Below are 17134 nucleotides of genomic sequence, written 5' to 3'. Positions count from 1 at the left end.
CCAAAGACCTTAATTTCAAACTCAGCAGAACGGAAAATCAATCTAAGCCAAACAATTTTTCATTCTAAGCCAAACGATTTTTCAATCAAAGGAGATTGAAACGGGCCAATCAGCACAACGCTTTTACACAGAAAATTTCTCCGGCCACTCACAATAGAAAACAATCGTTCCTGTAAATTAAAACAACTTAAAAAGATGAGGATACAAGGAAAAAGAGGTATATTTGCAATTTACAATACTAAATCAATTCAAAAATGAAAATGAAAAAATCAAGCGCAATGGGAATAGCCATTCTTACCATTGTTTTAGCAAGTGGTTGCGGAAGCAGCAAGAACACCCTACAAACCAGTGCCTTGGAGGGCGAATGGAATATCATTACCGTAAATGGCAAAGAGGCTATAGCCGACAAAGAACCATATATAGGAATGGACATGAAAGAGAACCGGATATACGGCTGTGCCGGGTGCAACCGCATCATGGGGTCCATCCAAGTGGATAAAGACAAAGCCGGACGCTTGTCTTTCGGGCAAGTGGCTTCCACACGGATGCTTTGCAGCGACATGGCAACCGAACGTGCCGTATTGGAAGCTTTGGGCAATGTGACCGGTTATAAAGGTACGGAAAAAGAACTGACCCTGACAGACGGCAACGGCAACGCCCTGTTCACACTGAGCAAACGTCCCGCCGCCACTTTGGCTTCCTTGAACGGCAAATGGAATATCACGAAGGTCTACGACGAAGCGGTAGAAGATATCGAAAAAACGGAGAAAACACCGTTCCTTGAATTCAATGCCGACAAAAAGACATTGCACGGCAATGCTGGATGCAACATCGTAAACGGGGGCATCGAACAGGAAAAGGAAAAACCCGCTTCACTGAAGTTCGACAAGTTGCTTTCCACGATGATGGCCGGCCCGGGCATGACGGTAGAAGGCAAAGTGCTGGAAGCCATGAACAAAGTGAGAAGCTTTATCGTCAAAGACGAGCATACGGCTGCCCTGTTGGATGAAAACGGCGCGGAAGCGTTGACGTTGGTGAAACAATAAAGGCGCCTATACCTGAAAATATTAACCGGGGGATGCCTGATTATCCAAAAGGGCATCCCCTTTTTAAACATCAATATCATGAATCATTTCTTTATGAATGCTCCCAAGTGGAGAACCGGAGCGGGCGTACTGACTCTCTTGGCATGGCTCACGTCCTGTGGCCCGAACAACAAAGCAGTGGAATACCCTTTGATTGAAACGGCCAATACCAACGCACTTGACATTGCAAAGGTGGAACTGACGGACTCAGCTACCATCCTGCACACCGACGCGTATTACCGTCCCCACAACTGGATTCGCATTTCTTCGGAGTCGTACCTGCAAGCCGGAGGAAAACGGTATATGCTGACCGGTGCCGAGGGAATCACTCCGGACTCACTTTTCTGGATGCCCGAATCGGGCGAAGCTTCATTTACCCTCTGCTTCGAGCCGCTCCCTTCCGGCACGACATCATTCGACTTTATCGAATCCGACTGCGAGGACTGTTTCAAGCTCTTCGGGATAGACCTGACGGGGAAAAAAACATTCGACATACCAGATAACGTACCCGAAAGCTTGCGGTTGGTCGACTGGGATGCGGAAGTGCCCGAACCGATTTTCAAAACGGGCACCACGACCGTCAACGTCCATTTCCTGCATTATCGTCCGGAATTAGGCAAAGAGGCCAACCTCTATGTCAACACCCTCTTCGGGACGCAACAGCCTTATACGGCAACCGTCGACCCCGAAACGGGCAAGGCTTCGTTCAGCTTCCTGCAATGCGGAACGGTGCAAGCAGCCGTAGTCCTCAACAACAGTATGGCAGGAAGCGCATGGTTAGCTCCAGGCGAAACGACCGAACTATATGTGGACATGCACTCCATTGGGTATTACCTTTCGCTCCGCCGCGAGGAAAAGAAAAAAATAACATACCCGGCACCTTTCCAACGGCTCTATTCTTCGGGCACGTATGCCAACCTGAATAACGTCGGCAACCAATTAGACAACAGTCCTTATTATAGCATGAACTCGCTTACGGGCGAATTTGCAGACTACCACATGACCTCGACCGAATATGCCGCCCATGTCGTAGACACCTATAAGGCACTTGCAGACAGCATCGCCCGGAGCAACTTTTCACTGCTCAAAAAGGAAATGAAACTGCTCGCTCTTCGACAGGATGCCTTCTCGGCCATGGCGCAAGGCGATTACCTGCGCGAACATAATTACCGACACATAAACCGTCAATGGGATTATAACTTCAAGGTGGAAGGTATCGCCCCGCTTAAACCGGCAGATGCCAAGGCCATCTGCCAACTGTTCGACATCAACGACACCAAACTGCTAATGGGCGAAAATGTGTCAGACTATGTGCGTGCCGCCTGCTCATCTTCTTTCGACTGGCCACAACTGGCCGATATCCAAAAAGGCTTGGTAAAGGACTTGCGACAAATCGCCGGTTACCCGGCCAAGGCGGAGAATGTCGCGCTCACCGATGCAGACTTTGCCCAAATGAAAGCCATGGACAACCCGTTCTACCTCGAAGCGTTCACCCTCATGCAAAAGAAGGCCAAAGAAGAACTGGCCGCCGTGGAAGCCAAGTCGAGGGTGGAAACCACGCCCGACGTACCCAAAGAGCGGCTTTTCGATGCCCTCATCGCGCCCTACAAAGGCAAAGTTGTGATTGTAGACTTCTGGAATACATGGTGCGGCCCGTGCCGTGCGGCCATCCAAGCCAACGAACCGCTCAAGTCCTCCAACCTGAAAAGTGACAACCTCGTATGGGTTTACATTGCCAACGAGACCTCTCCCATCGTGAAATACAAGACCATGATTCCGGACATCCAAGGCTTGCACTACCGCCTGAACCAGGAACAATGGAACTATCTGTGTGACAAATTCAAGATAGACGGCATCCCCTCCTACGTGTTGGTGGACAAGTCGGGGGCATACAAGCTGCGTAACGACTTCCGCGACCACAGTTTGATGATAAAGACGCTAATAGAAGAATTAGAAAAATAAAGGATATCACATAAAATTTAAAATATGAAAAGATTTTTATCTGTTGGATTGCTATGTATGTCTTTATTTACCACCATACAAGCTCAAACCACACATACAGTAAAGCACATGGAAACTCAATTGCAGGATGTACTCAATGTGCTCGAAGACATGGACATCCACATACACCGTTTCGATGTGAGCCAGTTCCTCGATGCCACATATCAAATGGAAATCTACGTGGATGAATATAAAAACCACCAAAAAACAGGCAGAACACACCACTTTGATTTGGGAAAGAATATCTGCTCTTTAGACGAAATACCGGAAGAACACAAGGAAGGTTTCCGGAAGGCCTACAAAATCCCTAACGGGGAAAAAGAGTGGGACAACATCAAGGAGATTTCCATTTATATACGACAAGATGAAAAGAACGATTCCACTGCAGCAATCCGCATATCTTGCCCCAACGTCGGCACGCAAGGTTTCAGATTCACCTTACATCCTGCCGACGGACGGGATTTCTACAGCTACCATACACGACCATTTGCCTTCCATGCCATACAAACAGCCGATGAAATGAAAATACCCCTCTTGCTATATGGCTCGGCATGGGCTGAACCGGGCACGACCTTCTTCCGTTTCTGCGGTGAAAACGAAATAGACCCGGAAATGAAAGCCGAAATACTTCGCCATATCCCACACTATTATATAATAGGTATAAGGCTGAACAAGAAAAGGTAAATATGAACATAAAAGACCTATTTATGAATACCCCTATTTATCCATAAGCCGCTAACTTTGCGACAAACATAGGGGAAACATCATGAAAAGGCTATTGTTCATATTTTCTATATTTTGCCTGCCTATTGCCAAAGGGAACTCACAAGAGACCCTGACATTAGAACGTTGCCTGCAATGGGGCATCGAAAACAACTTGTCCTTACAAAACAGACGGAACGAAATCCGGAAAAGCCAGTACGGCATCTCTGAAAACCGGGCTAAACTCTTGCCGCAAATCAACGGATTCGCAAATTTCAACGACAACCTGCGACCTCCGGTTTCCGTAACGGACGGCTCATCGTACGGTGTACCCTATAACGTGACCCACACCCTGCAATACAGTGCCAATGCGGGCGTACAATTACAAATGCCCCTCTACAACCAAACGGTCTATACAGCCGTATCCATCGCTAAAACCATGGATGAGATCAGCCGCTTATCATACGGAAAAGCACGCGAAGACCTCATCATGCAAATCTGCAAAATATATTATCTGGGACAAACCACAACGGAACAGATTTCACTCATCAAGGCCAATATCGCACGATTGGAAGAACTGAGAGACATCACACAAGCCTTTTACGACAATGACATGGCATTGGACGTAGATGTCAAACGCGTCAATATCAACTTAGAGAACCTTCAAGTGCAATATGACAACGCACAAGCCATGTTAATCCAACAGCTCAACATGCTGAAATACATTCTCGACTATCCGGAAGAAAAAGAAATTGCATTAGTCCCGGCCAACACCGAAACGATTTCACAAGACTCGTTCAACGGCCTGTCTGAAGACTTATACGAACTCCGAATGCTACAATCCCAAGAACGCCTGGCAGAGCAACAGAAAAAAATAATCAACCACGGCTATATACCTTCACTTAGCCTGAGCGGAAGCTGGATGTATTCAGCATATACAGACAAAGGCTACCATTGGTTTCACTCTGGCCCGTCCAACCACTGGTACGACGCCCTGAGCCTGGGGCTCTCATTACGTGTGCCCATTTTCGACGGTTTGGACAAACGTTACAAGAAACGTAAAGCCCTCTTGGATATTGAAAACATCAAACTTACCCAAGAAGACACACGGAAAAACTTACAAACCCAGTACCTGAACGCCACCAGTGACCTGCTGAACAATCAACGTAATTTCAAAAAACAAAGAGACAACTACTTGTTGGCCGAAGATGTTTACGAAGTCACCTCCGACCGCTATCGGGAAGGCATCGCTTCCATGACAGAAGTCCTACAAGACGAGATGCGGATGAGCGAAGCACAAAACAACTATATCAGCGCGCATTACAACTACCGGATTACCCGGCTCACGCTCATGAAACTGAGCGGACAATTGGACTCCTTAGTTAAATAAAAAACATAAACCCTATTGTAAAAATGGAAGCAACAGATACGAACAAGACAACTGGGACTCATCAGGAAAAAGCCCAAAAACTAAGAAAAGTGAGACGTTGGCAAATTGCCGTCAGCCTGTTGGGTATTGCCGTCATGGTTTGGGGGGTCATCGAAGTCATTTTCCTCTTCATCGGATACAAACACACGGAAACTAGCAACGACGCACAAATCGAACAATATATATCCCCCGTAAACCTACGCGCATCGGGATATATCAAAAGAATCTATTTCACCGAACACCAAGACGTACACAAAGGCGATACGCTATTGGTTTTGGACGACCGTGAATATAAAATCAGAGTAATGGAAGCCGAAGCCGCACTAAAAGACGCCTTAGCCGGACAAACCATCATCGGAGCAAGCTTACAGACCACCCAAAACACCGCTTCCGTATATGACGCATCCATTTCGGAAATAGAAATCCGTCTGGCCAAATTGGAAAAAGACCGCCAACGCTATGAAAATTTGGTAAAACGTAATGCCGCCACCCCCATCCAATTGGAACAGATTGAGACCGAATATGAGGCTACCCGCAAAAAATTGGAAGCTACCAAACGCCAACGCATGGCCGCCCTCTCCGGCGTGAACGAAGTATCGCACCGCCGCCAAAGCGCAGAAGCGGCGATACAACGAGCCACAGCCGCATTAGAAATGGCCAAATTGAACCTTTCCTATACCGTAGTCGTAGCCCCGTGTGACGGGAAATTGGGACGTAGGGCCTTGGAAGAAGGGCAATATATCAGTGCCGGACAGACAATTACCTATATCTTGCCTGATACGCAAAAATGGGTCGTCGCCAACTACAAAGAAACGCAAATAGAAAACCTCTCGGTCGGACAAGAAGTTTCCATCACGGTAGATGCAGTGAGCCAAAAGACTTTCAGCGGTAAAATCACCGCCATATCCGGTGCCACCGGCTCCAAGTATTCTTTGGTTCCGACGGACAACTCAGCCGGCAACTTCGTGAAAATACAACAAAGGATTCCGGTCCGGATAGACTTCACCAACTTATCGAAAGAAGACAACGAAAAACTGGCGGCCGGCATGATGGTCATCGTAAAAGCTAAATTCTGAGCCTATGCCTTCTTATCCGAAAAATTATCCGTTCTATAATTGGGTACCCAAACCTCTCGGTATCCTCATTTTGGTATTATTGTTCCTACCCATTCTCACGGCAGGAGGAGTATACTCTGTCAACAGTACCGAAATGATGAGCGGATTAGGCATTATCTCCGAACACATCCAATTCACCAACTTTGCCACCTCTATCGGCATGGCTGCCTTTGCACCTTTCCTTTACCGCCTGGTCCTCATCCGACGTGAGAAAATGATGTGCCTCGCCGGCTTCTCGCTCATGTATATCTTCAGTTTCATCTGCGCCAAGACCGACAGTGTATTTTTATTAGCCTTGTGCAGCCTGCTCATGGGATTCCTACGCATGGTACTTATGATGGTTAACCTATTCACGCTGATTCTTTATGCAGGAGGCATTGAAGCTTATCTCAAAATCACCCCGGGCATGGAACCCGAAACAGCAAACGGTTGGGACAAACTTGACATTGAACGTAGTGCCGCCCAACCTGCAATCTATTTGTTCTTCATGATTTTGGGACAGATTGGCACCTCTATCACTGCTTGGATGGCCTTTGAATACGAATGGCAATATGTCTACTACTTCATGATGGGTATGCTGTTGCTCAGCATCTTGGTGATTTTCATCACCATGCCCTATCACAAGTTCCAAAGCCACCGCTTCCCCATCAACATGAGACAGTTCGGCAATGCAACTGTATTCTGCACCATGCTGCTGTGCTTCACCTACATCATGACCTACGGGAAAGTCTTGGATTGGTATGACGCCCCGACCATCCGTTGGGCCACAGTGGGGGGAGTAATATCAGCCGGGCTATTCATATATTTGGAAAGCATGCACCGCAATCCCTATTATATCTTGGGAGTATTGCGCCTGCGCACCATCCGTATGGGCATCCTTTTCTATTTTCTGCTCATGTTCCTTAACTCCAGTGCCATGTTTGTCAACGTATTCACCGGCATCGGCATGAAATTGGACAATTGGCAAAACGCCACGTTAGGCAACTGGTGCATGGCGGGTTACGCCATCGGCGGCCTGCTCACCATCGGGCTGAGCGTAAAAGGCGTGCACTTCAAATACCTGTTTGCCGGAGGTTTCCTCTTACTCGGACTTTCAGCCATGTTCATGTATTTCGAGGTTCAAAGCGCCGGACTATACGAACGGATGAAATACCCCGTCATCATACGCTCCACTGGAATGATGATGCTATACTCCCTCATTCCAACGTATGCCACCCAACGTATGCCCTACAAATACTTGTCCACGTGGATTTGCACAATGCTCACCGTACGGATGGTGTTAGCACCTAGCATAGGGGGAGCTGTCTACAGCAATTTGCTACAAGAACGGCAACAACATTACATTACACGTTACGCTCAAAACGTAGACATGCTAAATCCAGATGCCTCTACCTCGTTCAACGGCACACTTCAGGGAATGTACTACCAAGGGAAAAGCAAAGCGGAAGCTATCAATATGGCGGCAACTTCCACCAAAGGCCGCATTCAGGTACAAGCCACACTTTCGGCCGTCAAAGAAATGGCGGGGTGGACACTCTATGCTTGCCTTTTCTGCACAATTTTCACCTTAATCATACCGTATCCCAAACGAAAATTGCTAACTTAGCGAAAAGTTTAGCAAGCCATGTATGGAAAACCATAAAGAACGTTTAGTCCAACTAAACCGCAGCTTAACTGCAGGACATAACATTTGCAGTTCGGAAGGATTTCTCACTGATTTCCCCCCGATTTTAAAGACCTCGTTTGAAACAAACGGAGTCGGGTTAATTGTATGCCTGCAAGGACATTTTTCATTTTCACTGAACCAAAAAGACTTTCAAGCACAAGCAGGCGAGACGCTCTTCATCCCGGAGAATTCAACTTTCCGCGCATTACAGTCCACCAATGACTTGAAGATTTTCATCCTCATCTACAAAACAGATACACTTCGTAACATCATGGGAAACTTAGTCGTATCCATGTACCTCTACATGAAATTCGTGCCGGAACCCTGCTATGTCTGGAATACTGGAGAAGAAGCTGAAGTTATCCGCTATATGCACCTGCTCAATAGTACCCTGCACACTGAAAACGATTCATTCAACCTTTATGAACAAAAACTGCTTTTATTAGCCCTGACCCATCGCCTCTGTTCCATCTACAATCGTAAACTTGTCGCCAAATTAGATTCTATCGGTCACAAAAACGAAATATTCATGCGCCTCATCCAACTCATAGAACAACATTACACCCAAAAAAGAAGCGTGGATTTTTACGCTGACAAATTATGCTTGTCCCCCAAATACCTTTCCGCATTATCTAAATCTATTTGTGGATACACCGTACAAGAACTCGTATTCAAGTCCATTATCTGCAAAAGCATTTCACTGCTCAAAAATACCCAAAAGAACATCCAGGAAATCTCCAATGACCTACACTTCCCCAACGCATCTTACTTCGGTACCTTTTTCCGAAAACAAACCGGACTATCCCCCCAACAATTCCGTAAAAGTATGACTTTCTAAAACAAAAGTTCTCCTTTGCCTTGCCGGACAATTTCGAAAGCATCGTCCACACAGTCCACCACCGTTGAAGCCTCGCTACCTCCATATCCCCCGTCAATGACCAAAGCCACACGGCCTTCGTATTTCTCATGAATCAACTCAGGATCGGTAGAGTATTCGATAATCTCGTCCTCATCATGCACCGACATCGTGAGGAGTGGATTCCCCAATCCCTCCACCAATCCACGCGCAATACTATTGTCCGGCACACGGATACCCACCTCTTTCTTATTCTTATATATTTTAGGAAGCCGGCTGCTCGTGGGCAGAATGAACGTGAACGGCCCCGGCAAGTTTTTCTTCAAAAGTTTGAAAGCAGCATTGCTGACTTGCGCATATTCGCTGATGTTGGACAAGTCATAGCAAATAATCGACAAGTTGCTCTTCTGTGGATTCACTCCCTTCAGTGCACAAATCCTCTCCACCGCCCGTACGTTCAGAGCATCGCATCCTATGGCATATACCGTGTCGGTAGGATAAATAATCAACTCACCGTCTCTCAGCATTTTGAGGGCCTTGACCATCTCACGGGGGTTCGGATTTTCCGGATAAATTCTAATTAGCATGCTTTCTTTCCTTTTTATAGTTTACAAAGGTATCATTTTCTTTTGGTTTTGCAGCAAAGAGCTTACAATATAATGAAAAACGCGATTGTAACACGTCAAAATATAATTTTATTAGTATCTTTGTCCGGTATTAGCGAAAGAATATATTCCAAATCATAACAAAATGGCAAAAATAACCAAAGAAATGGCTTTGCGCTATCATGAACAAGGCAAGCCTGGAAAAATCGAAGTGGTGCCTACCAAGCCCCACAGTACACAAACGGACCTTTCACTGGCTTATTCGCCCGGCGTGGCAGAACCCTGTCTCGAAATAGAAAAGAACCCGCAGGATGCCTACCGCTATACAGCCAAAGGAAATCTTGTAGCCGTAATTTCCAATGGTACTGCTGTCCTCGGATTGGGCGACATCGGTGCATTGGCCGGCAAACCGGTAATGGAAGGAAAAGGACTACTTTTCAAGATATACTCAGGCATTGATGTGTTTGACATCGAGGTAAACGAAAAAGACCCCGAAAAGTTCATTCAGGCCGTAAAAGCTATTGCCCCGACTTTCGGCGGCATCAATCTGGAAGACATTAAGGCACCCGAATGCTTTGAAATCGAACGTCGCTTGAAAGAAGAACTCGACATCCCCGTCATGCACGACGACCAACACGGTACGGCCATCATCTCCAGTGCCGGACTGTTGAATGCGTTGGAAGTGGCAGGAAAGAAAATCGAAGACGTGAGAATCGTTGTGAACGGAGCCGGGGCTTCGGCCGTATCATGCACAAAACTGTATGTATCGCTCGGCGCACGGTTGGAAAACATCGTCATGCTGGACAGCAAGGGTGTGATTTCAAAAGACCGTACCGACCTGAACAAGCAGAAGCGTTACTTCGCCACCAGTCGTACGGACATCCATACGTTGGAAGAAGCCATCAAGGGTGCCGACGTATTCCTCGGCTTGTCGCGCGGCAATGTGTTGAGCAAGGACATGGTGCGCAGCATGGCTCCGTCGCCCATCGTGTTCGCATTGGCTAACCCGGTACCCGAAATCTCGTACGAGGATGCTATGGATTCGCGTCCCGACGTGTTGATGGCTACTGGACGTTCCGACTACCCGAACCAGATTAACAACGTCATCGGATTCCCTTATATCTTCCGTGGTGCGTTGGATACCGGTGCCACGGCCATCAACGAAGAAATGAAATTGGCCGCCGTACGAGCTATCGCAGGCATTGCCAAACAACCCGTGCCGGACGTAGTGAACGAGGCTTACCACGTGAACAACCTCACCTTCGGTCCTTCATATTTCATTCCGAAACCGGTAGACCCGCGCCTCATCACCGAGGTGTCCATGGCTGTGGCCAAAGCCGCCATGGAAAGCGGAGTGGCCCGCAAGCCCATCGAAAACTGGGACGTTTACGCCCTCCACTTGAAGGAACTGATGGGATATGAGTCGAAACTGACCCGCCAGTTGAGAGATACGGCCCGCCGCAATCCCCAACGCGTAGTGTTTGCCGAGGGTATCCATCCCAACATGCTGAAAGCCGCCGTAGAGGCCAAGGCTGAAGGCATCTGCCATCCTATCCTGTTGGGTAACGACGAGCGTATCGAGAAATTGGCGAAAGAACTCGACCTCAGCCTGGAAGGCATCGAAATCGTTAACCTGCGCCACGACCGCGAAGCTGAACGCCGCGAACGTTATGCCAAGATATTGGCCGAGAAGAAAGCCCGCGAAGGTTATACATTCGAGGAAGCCAACGACAAGATGTTCGAGCGTAACTATTTCGGCATGATGATGGTAGAGACTGGCGAAGCGGACGCATTCATCACGGGAGTGTATACCAAATACTCCAACACCATCAAGGTTGCCAAAGAAGTCATCGGCATACAACCGGAATACAACCATTTCGGTACCATGCACATCATGAACAGTAAGAAAGGTACGTACTTCCTGGCAGACACGCTTATCAACCGCCATCCCGACACGGAAACGATGATAGACATTGCACGGCTATCCGAAAAGACCGTGCGTTTCTTCAATCACGAACCGGTCATCGCCATGTTGTCCTATTCCAATTTCGGGACGGACACATGCGGAAGCCCGGCCAGCATCCATAAAGCCGTAGAGTATATGCAGGAGAACTACCCGAACCTACCCATCGACGGGGAGATGCAGGTGAACTTCGCCATGAACAATGAACTTCGCGACCGTAAGTACCCGTTCACTCGCCTACAGGGCAAGGAGGTCAACACCTTGGTATTCCCGAACCTGAGTTCGGCCAATGCCGGTTACCAGTTACTCCAAGCCCTGAATGGAGACGAAATTGAAATGATAGGCCCTATTCAGATGGGATTGAACAAACCGATTCATTTCACCGACTTCGAAAGTTCCGTACGCGACATCGTGAACATCACGGCCGTAGCGGTCATTGATGCCATCGTGATGAAGAAAAAGAACCAGTAACCAACAGGTTTATACCAAAAGAAATCAGGACGCACTGCCTTTTCCTTAGCTGTGCATCCTGATTTCTTTTAGTATAAACAGGATTAATATTTACCCCTTTCCTAACTGAACACCTTGTCCAAATAACGGTAACCCACATATCCGCAAACCGCAGCTGCCAAAGCCCAAACGGAAGCTGCGACGGCCCCGCCGCACAACTCCACCAAAGTCGTATCCGAATCTCCTGTACACCAAATCATGGCAACACCCACAAAATTATTGAAGACATGTGCCGCCACCGGAATCCAGATCGTTCCCGACCGCCAATACAACCAACCCAAAACCCAACCAAAAACTACAGCTCCCGGTATTTGTGCAGGATTGCCATGTATGACTCCGAATATCAAGGCTGAAAGCAAAATGGCCATCCACGGACGCATCCTGTGCCGGATAAGATGCCGCTGGATTCCCATCCGGAACACCAGTTCCTCGGTAACAGGCCCGACTAAAACAATGGCCAAAACTCCCCAAGGGTTATACACAAGCGTGGCAAATACATCCTTATTCAAGTCCTCTAATGTCAAAGTCTCCAATAACAGGTTCACAATAAAAATGACGGGCAACATCCATAAGACCACACCGGCGTATACCGGCCATTTTATTTGCCCGAAACGGAAACTTTTACGGTCTGTCCATCTCAACAAAGTCATCACCGCCCATACCACAACCCCGTTTAATAACAGAGAAATCCCCAAAGCCGATGGAGAAGCTGCCAATGCGTTCACATCCAAACGCCCTTCGTGAAGCAAATCCGAAAGATTGAAAAAGAACAAGACTACCAAGGAAGACAAAACCTGGGCCAACAAAAAAATAATCACCAGACAAATCGTACGTTTCATACCCATCTCCTTTCCAAGCTATTGCTCCTTGTTTAAAATCATTCTCACCATAGCCTCATCCTCGCGAAGCTGATGAACCAATTCCCCTTTATTCCTGAACTTCCTTTCATCTCTCAAACGCCTGACGAAACTCAACGTCAAACGACAACCGTACAAATCCCCGGCAAAATCCAACAAATGTACTTCTATGGTGCGATTCTCACCGTTTTCCATCGTCGGCCGAAGACCGATATTCAACATTCCGCCCCAAACGTGTTCCTCTCCTCCTATTTTTCCTTTGACCCAAACGGCATATACACCGTTTTTCGGAATCAGCTTCTGTGAATCCTCTACCTGTATATTCGCCGTAGGAAAGCCCAGTTCATGCCCTACGTGGAAACCATGAACCACACGCCCCGTAATTTCGTACGGGCGGGTCAGGCAACGTGCCGCTATTCCTACCTCGCCTTCGGCCAGACAAGCCCTGACCATAGACGAACTTACGTTCACCTCGCTCATGGCAAAGACGTCCGCACGAACGACTTCCATCCCCAATTCCCGTCCATATTCCACATATTCCGCAAATCCCTCCGAACGGTCATGTCCGAAACGATGGTCGTATCCGATAACCAGGACCTTTACAGATAACTTCTCTTTCAGTATTTCAGCCATAAAGCGACGGGCCGACAAAGCTGCCAATGCCGTGGTGAAATCCAACGTCAGGCAATAATCCGCTCCCGTCGTAGCCAACTGCCCGCATTTCTCGTCATACGTGGTCAGCAACTGAGGCTGATAAGCGGCTTGCATGACTTGACGCGGATGCGTACGGAAAGTGACCAGCAAAGAAGCCAAATCGTGCCCGACGGCATAACGGGTCAACTGCCGTATCAAAAAGCGATGCCCCCGGTGCACGCCATCGAAAAAACCAATCGTGGCGACACAAGCCTGATAAGGCAAGGGGTCAGTAAGCGTGATAAACTTCATTCTCCTTCGTCATTACTCCAACAAACCGAACCAATCTTCCGGCTGCCGGGAATGGAACACCTGTATACCCAAACTCTCTGCCGTCCTGCAATTTTCGGAAGAGTCATCGACAAACAATGTCTCTTCCGGCTTCAACCCGGCTTCCGACAACACCTTACGGAATATCCGTTCGTCCGGTTTGGCCAGATGCATCTGGAAGGATAGGAATATGCGGTCGAAACAATCTTCCATCTCCAGCCCCGTAGAAGCCATCAATTCACGGCATGAATATGCCCAGTGCATAGCATTCGTGTTGCTGAGCATATAAGTGCGGTAATCCGTCCGCAGATTACGGATGGTTTGCATGCGACGAGCCGGAATCCCGACCAACATCTTATTCCAAGCCCGAAAGATTTCTTCATCTTTCACATCTGCCCCGACTTTCTTCCGCACATAAGTGCAAAACTCATCCGGTGACATATCTCCGGTTTCCATCAAGGCAAACACTCCGTCCTGCACATAATCATTGATATAAGCACGGGCTTCAAAACCCAACGCCTCAAAAGCATGAACCGCTGCCTGCTTGTCCAAATCCACGATAATACCGCCGAAATCGAAAATAATATTTTTTATCCGTTTATCCATTTCATTCTGCTTTTTTCCGGCAAAGCCGTTTGAAGAAACGGCCTGCCTCTCCGACCCATAATACAAGAGAGCTTACAGCAAGCAATATTCCCCAGTCCCCGGCCGCCAAAGGTACAGTGCGGAATACCGGTCCGCCGAACTGTACAATCAACCACTGGCCACACAGGATAAGGCATAATACGGTCAACACGCCGACGCACCGGGAAAGATGCTTAAAAGCCGAATCTGTCGTAGAATAGGTCTTTGCATTCAACAAATTCCAGAACTGCAACAAGACAAAGAATGTGAAAAACACGGTCAGTTCATACACATCCATTCCTCCCGTGGTTTCTATACGGAGAAGCATGGCCAACAAGAACCCGACAAAGGCCATCCCATAACCCAATATCGACGTCCATATCGGACGGGTGATAATGAATTGCCCTACAGGACGAGGCCTCTCATTCATCACGTTCGGGTCAGCCGGCAACGATGCCAAAGCCAAAGCCGCAAAAGTGTCCATGATGATATTCACCCACAACATTTGGGTAACGGTCAACGGAAGAGTCGTTCCCATGAACGCACCGATAAGCACGACCAACAAAGCGGTGAAATTAATAGTCAACTGGAACATGACAAAACGTTGGATATTCTTATACAACGAACGCCCCCACATGACAGCCGTGACAATACTACGGAACGAATCATCAAGCAATGTAATGTCACTGGCTTCCTTGGCTACCGAAGTCCCCGACCCCATCGACAGGCCGACTTGGGCAAAGTTCAACGCCGGAGCATCGTTCGTCCCGTCGCCGGTCACAGCCACGACTTCTCCCTCCGTCTGCAACAACTTCACCAACCGTTGCTTGTCCAACGGACGAGCACGGCTCATCACCTTCAAATCCTTGATACGTTGCAGGGCTTCTTCGTCGCTCAACGCAGCAAAGTCAACGCCCCGCATGCAATTCTTCTTTTCGTCGTCTCCTTCTTTCCACAAACCGATTTGACGGGCTATTTCCACAGCGGTACCCGTGCTGTCGCCCGTCACGACCTTGATTTGCACCCCGGCCTTCAAGCAGTTCTCCACAGCCTGAGGCACTTCCGGACGCACGGGGTCGCTAATAGCCGCCAAGCCCAACAAGGTCAATCCGCCGGATTGTACCAAAGCCGCACAATCATCTTCCGTATCCGCCACTTCCTTATAAGCCAGCAACAAAGTACGCTGAGCGTGCATCTGCCAGTCTTTCAGTTGGACGTGATACCCTGCAATTTGCTCTTCCGATAAACCCCGGCAAAGTCCCAAAACGATTTCCGGTGCCCCTTTCACATATACAATCTTTCGTCCCAACACGGAGGAATCCACTATCGTAGCCATATATTTCCGCTCTGAAGAGAAAGGCAGACGAGCCACTTCTTCCACTCCTTGGCGCACCTTCATATAATCAGAGCCGCGCCCTTGCATCCAAAGCAACAAAGCCACTTCCGTGGGATTTCCCAACCCCTCCGTACGGGATTCATTCAAAAAGGCAGTCGTATTGCAGGCGATAGCTTCATCCAAGAGTACCGAATCCTCATCTTGCATCAGCATTTGCGACACGGTCATGCGATTTTGTGTCAATGTTCCGGTCTTGTCCGTACAAATCACCGTAATGGCCCCCATCGTCTCGCAAGCATGCATCTTACGTACCAGGTTATTGGTCTTCAGCATACGACGCATATTCAATGCCAGACTTAACGTCACAGCCATCGGCAATCCCTCGGGAACAGCCATGACAATCAACGTCACAGCCATCATGAAATTATTCAGCACCATCCCAAACACATGCCAATAGTTCTCACTCCCCCACACATCGACCTTGGGGACATATTCCATCAAACCATGTACCGTAAATATCGTAAACGTAAGGAATGCCACGGTATAGCCTATCTTACTAATGAAACCGGCCAAACGATCCAACTGTTTGTTCAATGGGGTCTTCTCACCGGTCAGCACCGTCGCTTCGCGAGCTACCTGGCCAATCTCCGTATGGTCGCCCACAGCGATCACACGGGCCGCAGCACTTCCCTCTACAATGGTCGTGCCACGCATCAATCGATTCGTGGCATACGGGGCATTTTTATCAAAATCCGAATGGTCCGTACTTTTCCGCGTAACCGGTTCTCCCGTCAGATTCGATTCATTCACCTGCAAACTTTCAGCCTTCAACAACTCGGCATCGGCAGGTATCTCGTCTCCGGTGTCCAACATGATGATGTCTCCCACCACAAGCTCCTTGCGTGTAACTTCACACACCTGTCCGTTCCGTACAACCCGCACAAGGGCCTCGCTCCCCAAAGCATTCAACACATCAAATTTACGGGCGGCATCGTACTCAAAATAAAAACCGATGCCCGTGGCCAACAATATGGCACACACGATTCCTATGGTCTCTGCAAATTCATTTTCCACAAAAGCGACTACAAAAGACAGCAAGGCAGCTACCAACAATATCTGTATTACGGGATCCTGGAATTTCTCCAGATAAAGCCTCCACATTGAAGGGCGTTTCGGTGGGGTCAGTTCATTGCTCCCATGACGGGCACGGCTCTCTTCCACTTGTCGGTCATTCAAACCGACACTCAACCAATCTGTCTCTTTTGTACTCATCTTTACCTTTAATTATATACGATTTCTGTTTCATACATCATTCCACGACGCGAAAATACAATAGTTCCGGCAATATTGAAAGCTTTCCCCCCATTTTTTACCTTTATTGTTTGCATATCTCAATAAATCATATTACTTTTGCAATGCAAT

13 protein-coding genes are annotated in these 17134 nt (G+C 48.0%); 8 read left to right on the top strand and 5 right to left on the bottom strand.

Annotated features, from left to right (window positions below; genetic code table 11):
* Positions 1 to 278 precede the first annotated feature (278 nt).
* From HMPREF9442_RS07895 to HMPREF9442_RS07865, 7 genes are all read left to right on the top strand, one after another.
* On the top strand, positions 279 to 1046 hold the full coding sequence (locus tag HMPREF9442_RS07895) for an META domain-containing protein (protein ID WP_253271063.1): 768 nt from the start codon (positions 279 to 281) through the stop codon (positions 1044 to 1046).
* A 78-nt stretch (positions 1047 to 1124) separates the two neighbouring features.
* Complete coding sequence (locus HMPREF9442_RS07890; RefSeq protein WP_008627198.1) at positions 1125 to 3047, top strand: TlpA family protein disulfide reductase; 1923 nt, start codon at positions 1125 to 1127, stop codon at positions 3045 to 3047.
* Positions 3048 to 3071: 24 nt separating this feature from the next.
* Positions 3072 to 3770 carry a DUF5041 domain-containing protein gene (locus HMPREF9442_RS07885; protein ID WP_040602824.1) on the top strand — a complete coding sequence of 233 codons (699 nt, stop codon included), beginning with the start codon at positions 3072 to 3074 and terminating at the stop codon, positions 3768 to 3770.
* A gap of 82 nt (positions 3771 to 3852) precedes the next feature.
* Positions 3853 to 5178, top strand: a complete 1326-nt coding sequence (locus HMPREF9442_RS07880; RefSeq protein WP_008627194.1) for a TolC family protein — start codon at positions 3853 to 3855, stop codon at positions 5176 to 5178.
* 23 nt (positions 5179 to 5201) lie between these two features.
* Positions 5202 to 6293, top strand: a complete 1092-nt coding sequence (locus HMPREF9442_RS07875) for an HlyD family secretion protein (RefSeq protein ID WP_008627193.1) — start codon at positions 5202 to 5204, stop codon at positions 6291 to 6293.
* A gap of 4 nt (positions 6294 to 6297) precedes the next feature.
* Positions 6298 to 7938: an MFS transporter gene (locus HMPREF9442_RS07870; protein WP_008627192.1), complete on the top strand. Its 1641-nt coding sequence runs from the start codon at positions 6298 to 6300 to the stop codon at positions 7936 to 7938.
* Between the two features lie 22 nt (positions 7939 to 7960).
* The gene (locus HMPREF9442_RS07865; RefSeq protein WP_008627190.1) at positions 7961 to 8836 is read left to right on the top strand and encodes an AraC family transcriptional regulator; all 876 of its coding nucleotides are present in this window, start codon (positions 7961 to 7963) and stop codon (positions 8834 to 8836) included.
* Here HMPREF9442_RS07865 and HMPREF9442_RS07860 read toward each other — a convergent pair.
* Positions 8833 to 9441, bottom strand: coding sequence for an L-threonylcarbamoyladenylate synthase (locus HMPREF9442_RS07860; protein ID WP_008627188.1), 609 nt, complete (start codon positions 9439 to 9441; stop codon positions 8833 to 8835). The two genes, HMPREF9442_RS07865 and HMPREF9442_RS07860, sit on opposite strands and share 4 nt — an antisense overlap.
* A 163-nt stretch (positions 9442 to 9604) precedes the next feature.
* Here HMPREF9442_RS07860 and HMPREF9442_RS07855 point away from each other — a divergent pair, with 163 nt between their 5' ends.
* Positions 9605 to 11893: an NADP-dependent malic enzyme gene (locus HMPREF9442_RS07855; RefSeq protein WP_008627187.1), complete on the top strand. Its 2289-nt coding sequence runs from the start codon at positions 9605 to 9607 to the stop codon at positions 11891 to 11893.
* 101 nt (positions 11894 to 11994) lie between these two features.
* Here the strand turns inward: HMPREF9442_RS07855 and HMPREF9442_RS07850 are convergent, their stop codons facing one another.
* Genes HMPREF9442_RS07850 through HMPREF9442_RS07835 form a run of 4 tightly spaced genes read right to left on the bottom strand, consistent with a single transcriptional unit; the run spans position 11995 to position 16984 of the window.
* Positions 11995 to 12771 (bottom strand): CPBP family intramembrane glutamic endopeptidase, encoded by a 777-nt coding sequence (locus tag HMPREF9442_RS07850; protein WP_040602831.1) that lies wholly within the window; start codon positions 12769 to 12771, stop codon positions 11995 to 11997.
* 18 nt (positions 12772 to 12789) lie between these two features.
* Positions 12790 to 13734 (bottom strand): riboflavin biosynthesis protein RibF, encoded by a 945-nt coding sequence (gene ribF / locus HMPREF9442_RS07845; protein WP_008627185.1) that lies wholly within the window; start codon positions 13732 to 13734, stop codon positions 12790 to 12792.
* A gap of 12 nt (positions 13735 to 13746) precedes the next feature.
* On the bottom strand, positions 13747 to 14358 hold the full coding sequence (locus tag HMPREF9442_RS07840; protein ID WP_008627184.1) for an HAD family hydrolase: 612 nt from the start codon (positions 14356 to 14358) through the stop codon (positions 13747 to 13749).
* 1 nt (position 14359) lies between these two features.
* Positions 14360 to 16984: a calcium-translocating P-type ATPase, PMCA-type gene (locus HMPREF9442_RS07835; protein ID WP_008627183.1), complete on the bottom strand. Its 2625-nt coding sequence runs from the start codon at positions 16982 to 16984 to the stop codon at positions 14360 to 14362.
* Between the last annotated feature and the right edge of the window lie 150 nt (positions 16985 to 17134).

Source organism: Paraprevotella xylaniphila YIT 11841 (assembly GCF_000205165.1).
Lineage (GTDB): Bacteria > Bacteroidota > Bacteroidia > Bacteroidales > Bacteroidaceae > Paraprevotella > Paraprevotella xylaniphila.
This window is presented reverse-complemented; position numbering and strand designations above follow the sequence as displayed.

Excerpts from the sequence above, each read along its gene's own strand:
- HMPREF9442_RS07895 (WP_253271063.1), top strand. The coding sequence starts at position 279 with ATGGGAATAGCCATTCTTACCATTGTTTTAGCAAGTGGTTGCGGAAGC.
- HMPREF9442_RS07890 (WP_008627198.1), top strand. The coding sequence starts at position 1,125 with ATGAATCATTTCTTTATGAATGCTCCCAAGTGGAGAACCGGAGCGGGC.
- HMPREF9442_RS07885 (WP_040602824.1), top strand. The coding sequence starts at position 3,072 with ATGAAAAGATTTTTATCTGTTGGATTGCTATGTATGTCTTTATTTACC.
- HMPREF9442_RS07880 (WP_008627194.1), top strand. The coding sequence starts at position 3,853 with ATGAAAAGGCTATTGTTCATATTTTCTATATTTTGCCTGCCTATTGCC.
- HMPREF9442_RS07875 (WP_008627193.1), top strand. The coding sequence starts at position 5,202 with ATGGAAGCAACAGATACGAACAAGACAACTGGGACTCATCAGGAAAAA.
- HMPREF9442_RS07870 (WP_008627192.1), top strand. The coding sequence starts at position 6,298 with ATGCCTTCTTATCCGAAAAATTATCCGTTCTATAATTGGGTACCCAAA.
- HMPREF9442_RS07865 (WP_008627190.1), top strand. The coding sequence starts at position 7,961 with ATGGAAAACCATAAAGAACGTTTAGTCCAACTAAACCGCAGCTTAACT.
- HMPREF9442_RS07860 (WP_008627188.1), bottom strand. The coding sequence starts at position 9,441 with ATGCTAATTAGAATTTATCCGGAAAATCCGAACCCCCGTGAGATGGTC.
- HMPREF9442_RS07855 (WP_008627187.1), top strand. The coding sequence starts at position 9,605 with ATGGCAAAAATAACCAAAGAAATGGCTTTGCGCTATCATGAACAAGGC.
- HMPREF9442_RS07850 (WP_040602831.1), bottom strand. The coding sequence starts at position 12,771 with ATGAAACGTACGATTTGTCTGGTGATTATTTTTTTGTTGGCCCAGGTT.
- ribF (WP_008627185.1), bottom strand. The coding sequence starts at position 13,734 with ATGAAGTTTATCACGCTTACTGACCCCTTGCCTTATCAGGCTTGTGTC.
- HMPREF9442_RS07840 (WP_008627184.1), bottom strand. The coding sequence starts at position 14,358 with ATGGATAAACGGATAAAAAATATTATTTTCGATTTCGGCGGTATTATC.
- HMPREF9442_RS07835 (WP_008627183.1), bottom strand. The coding sequence starts at position 16,984 with ATGAGTACAAAAGAGACAGATTGGTTGAGTGTCGGTTTGAATGACCGA.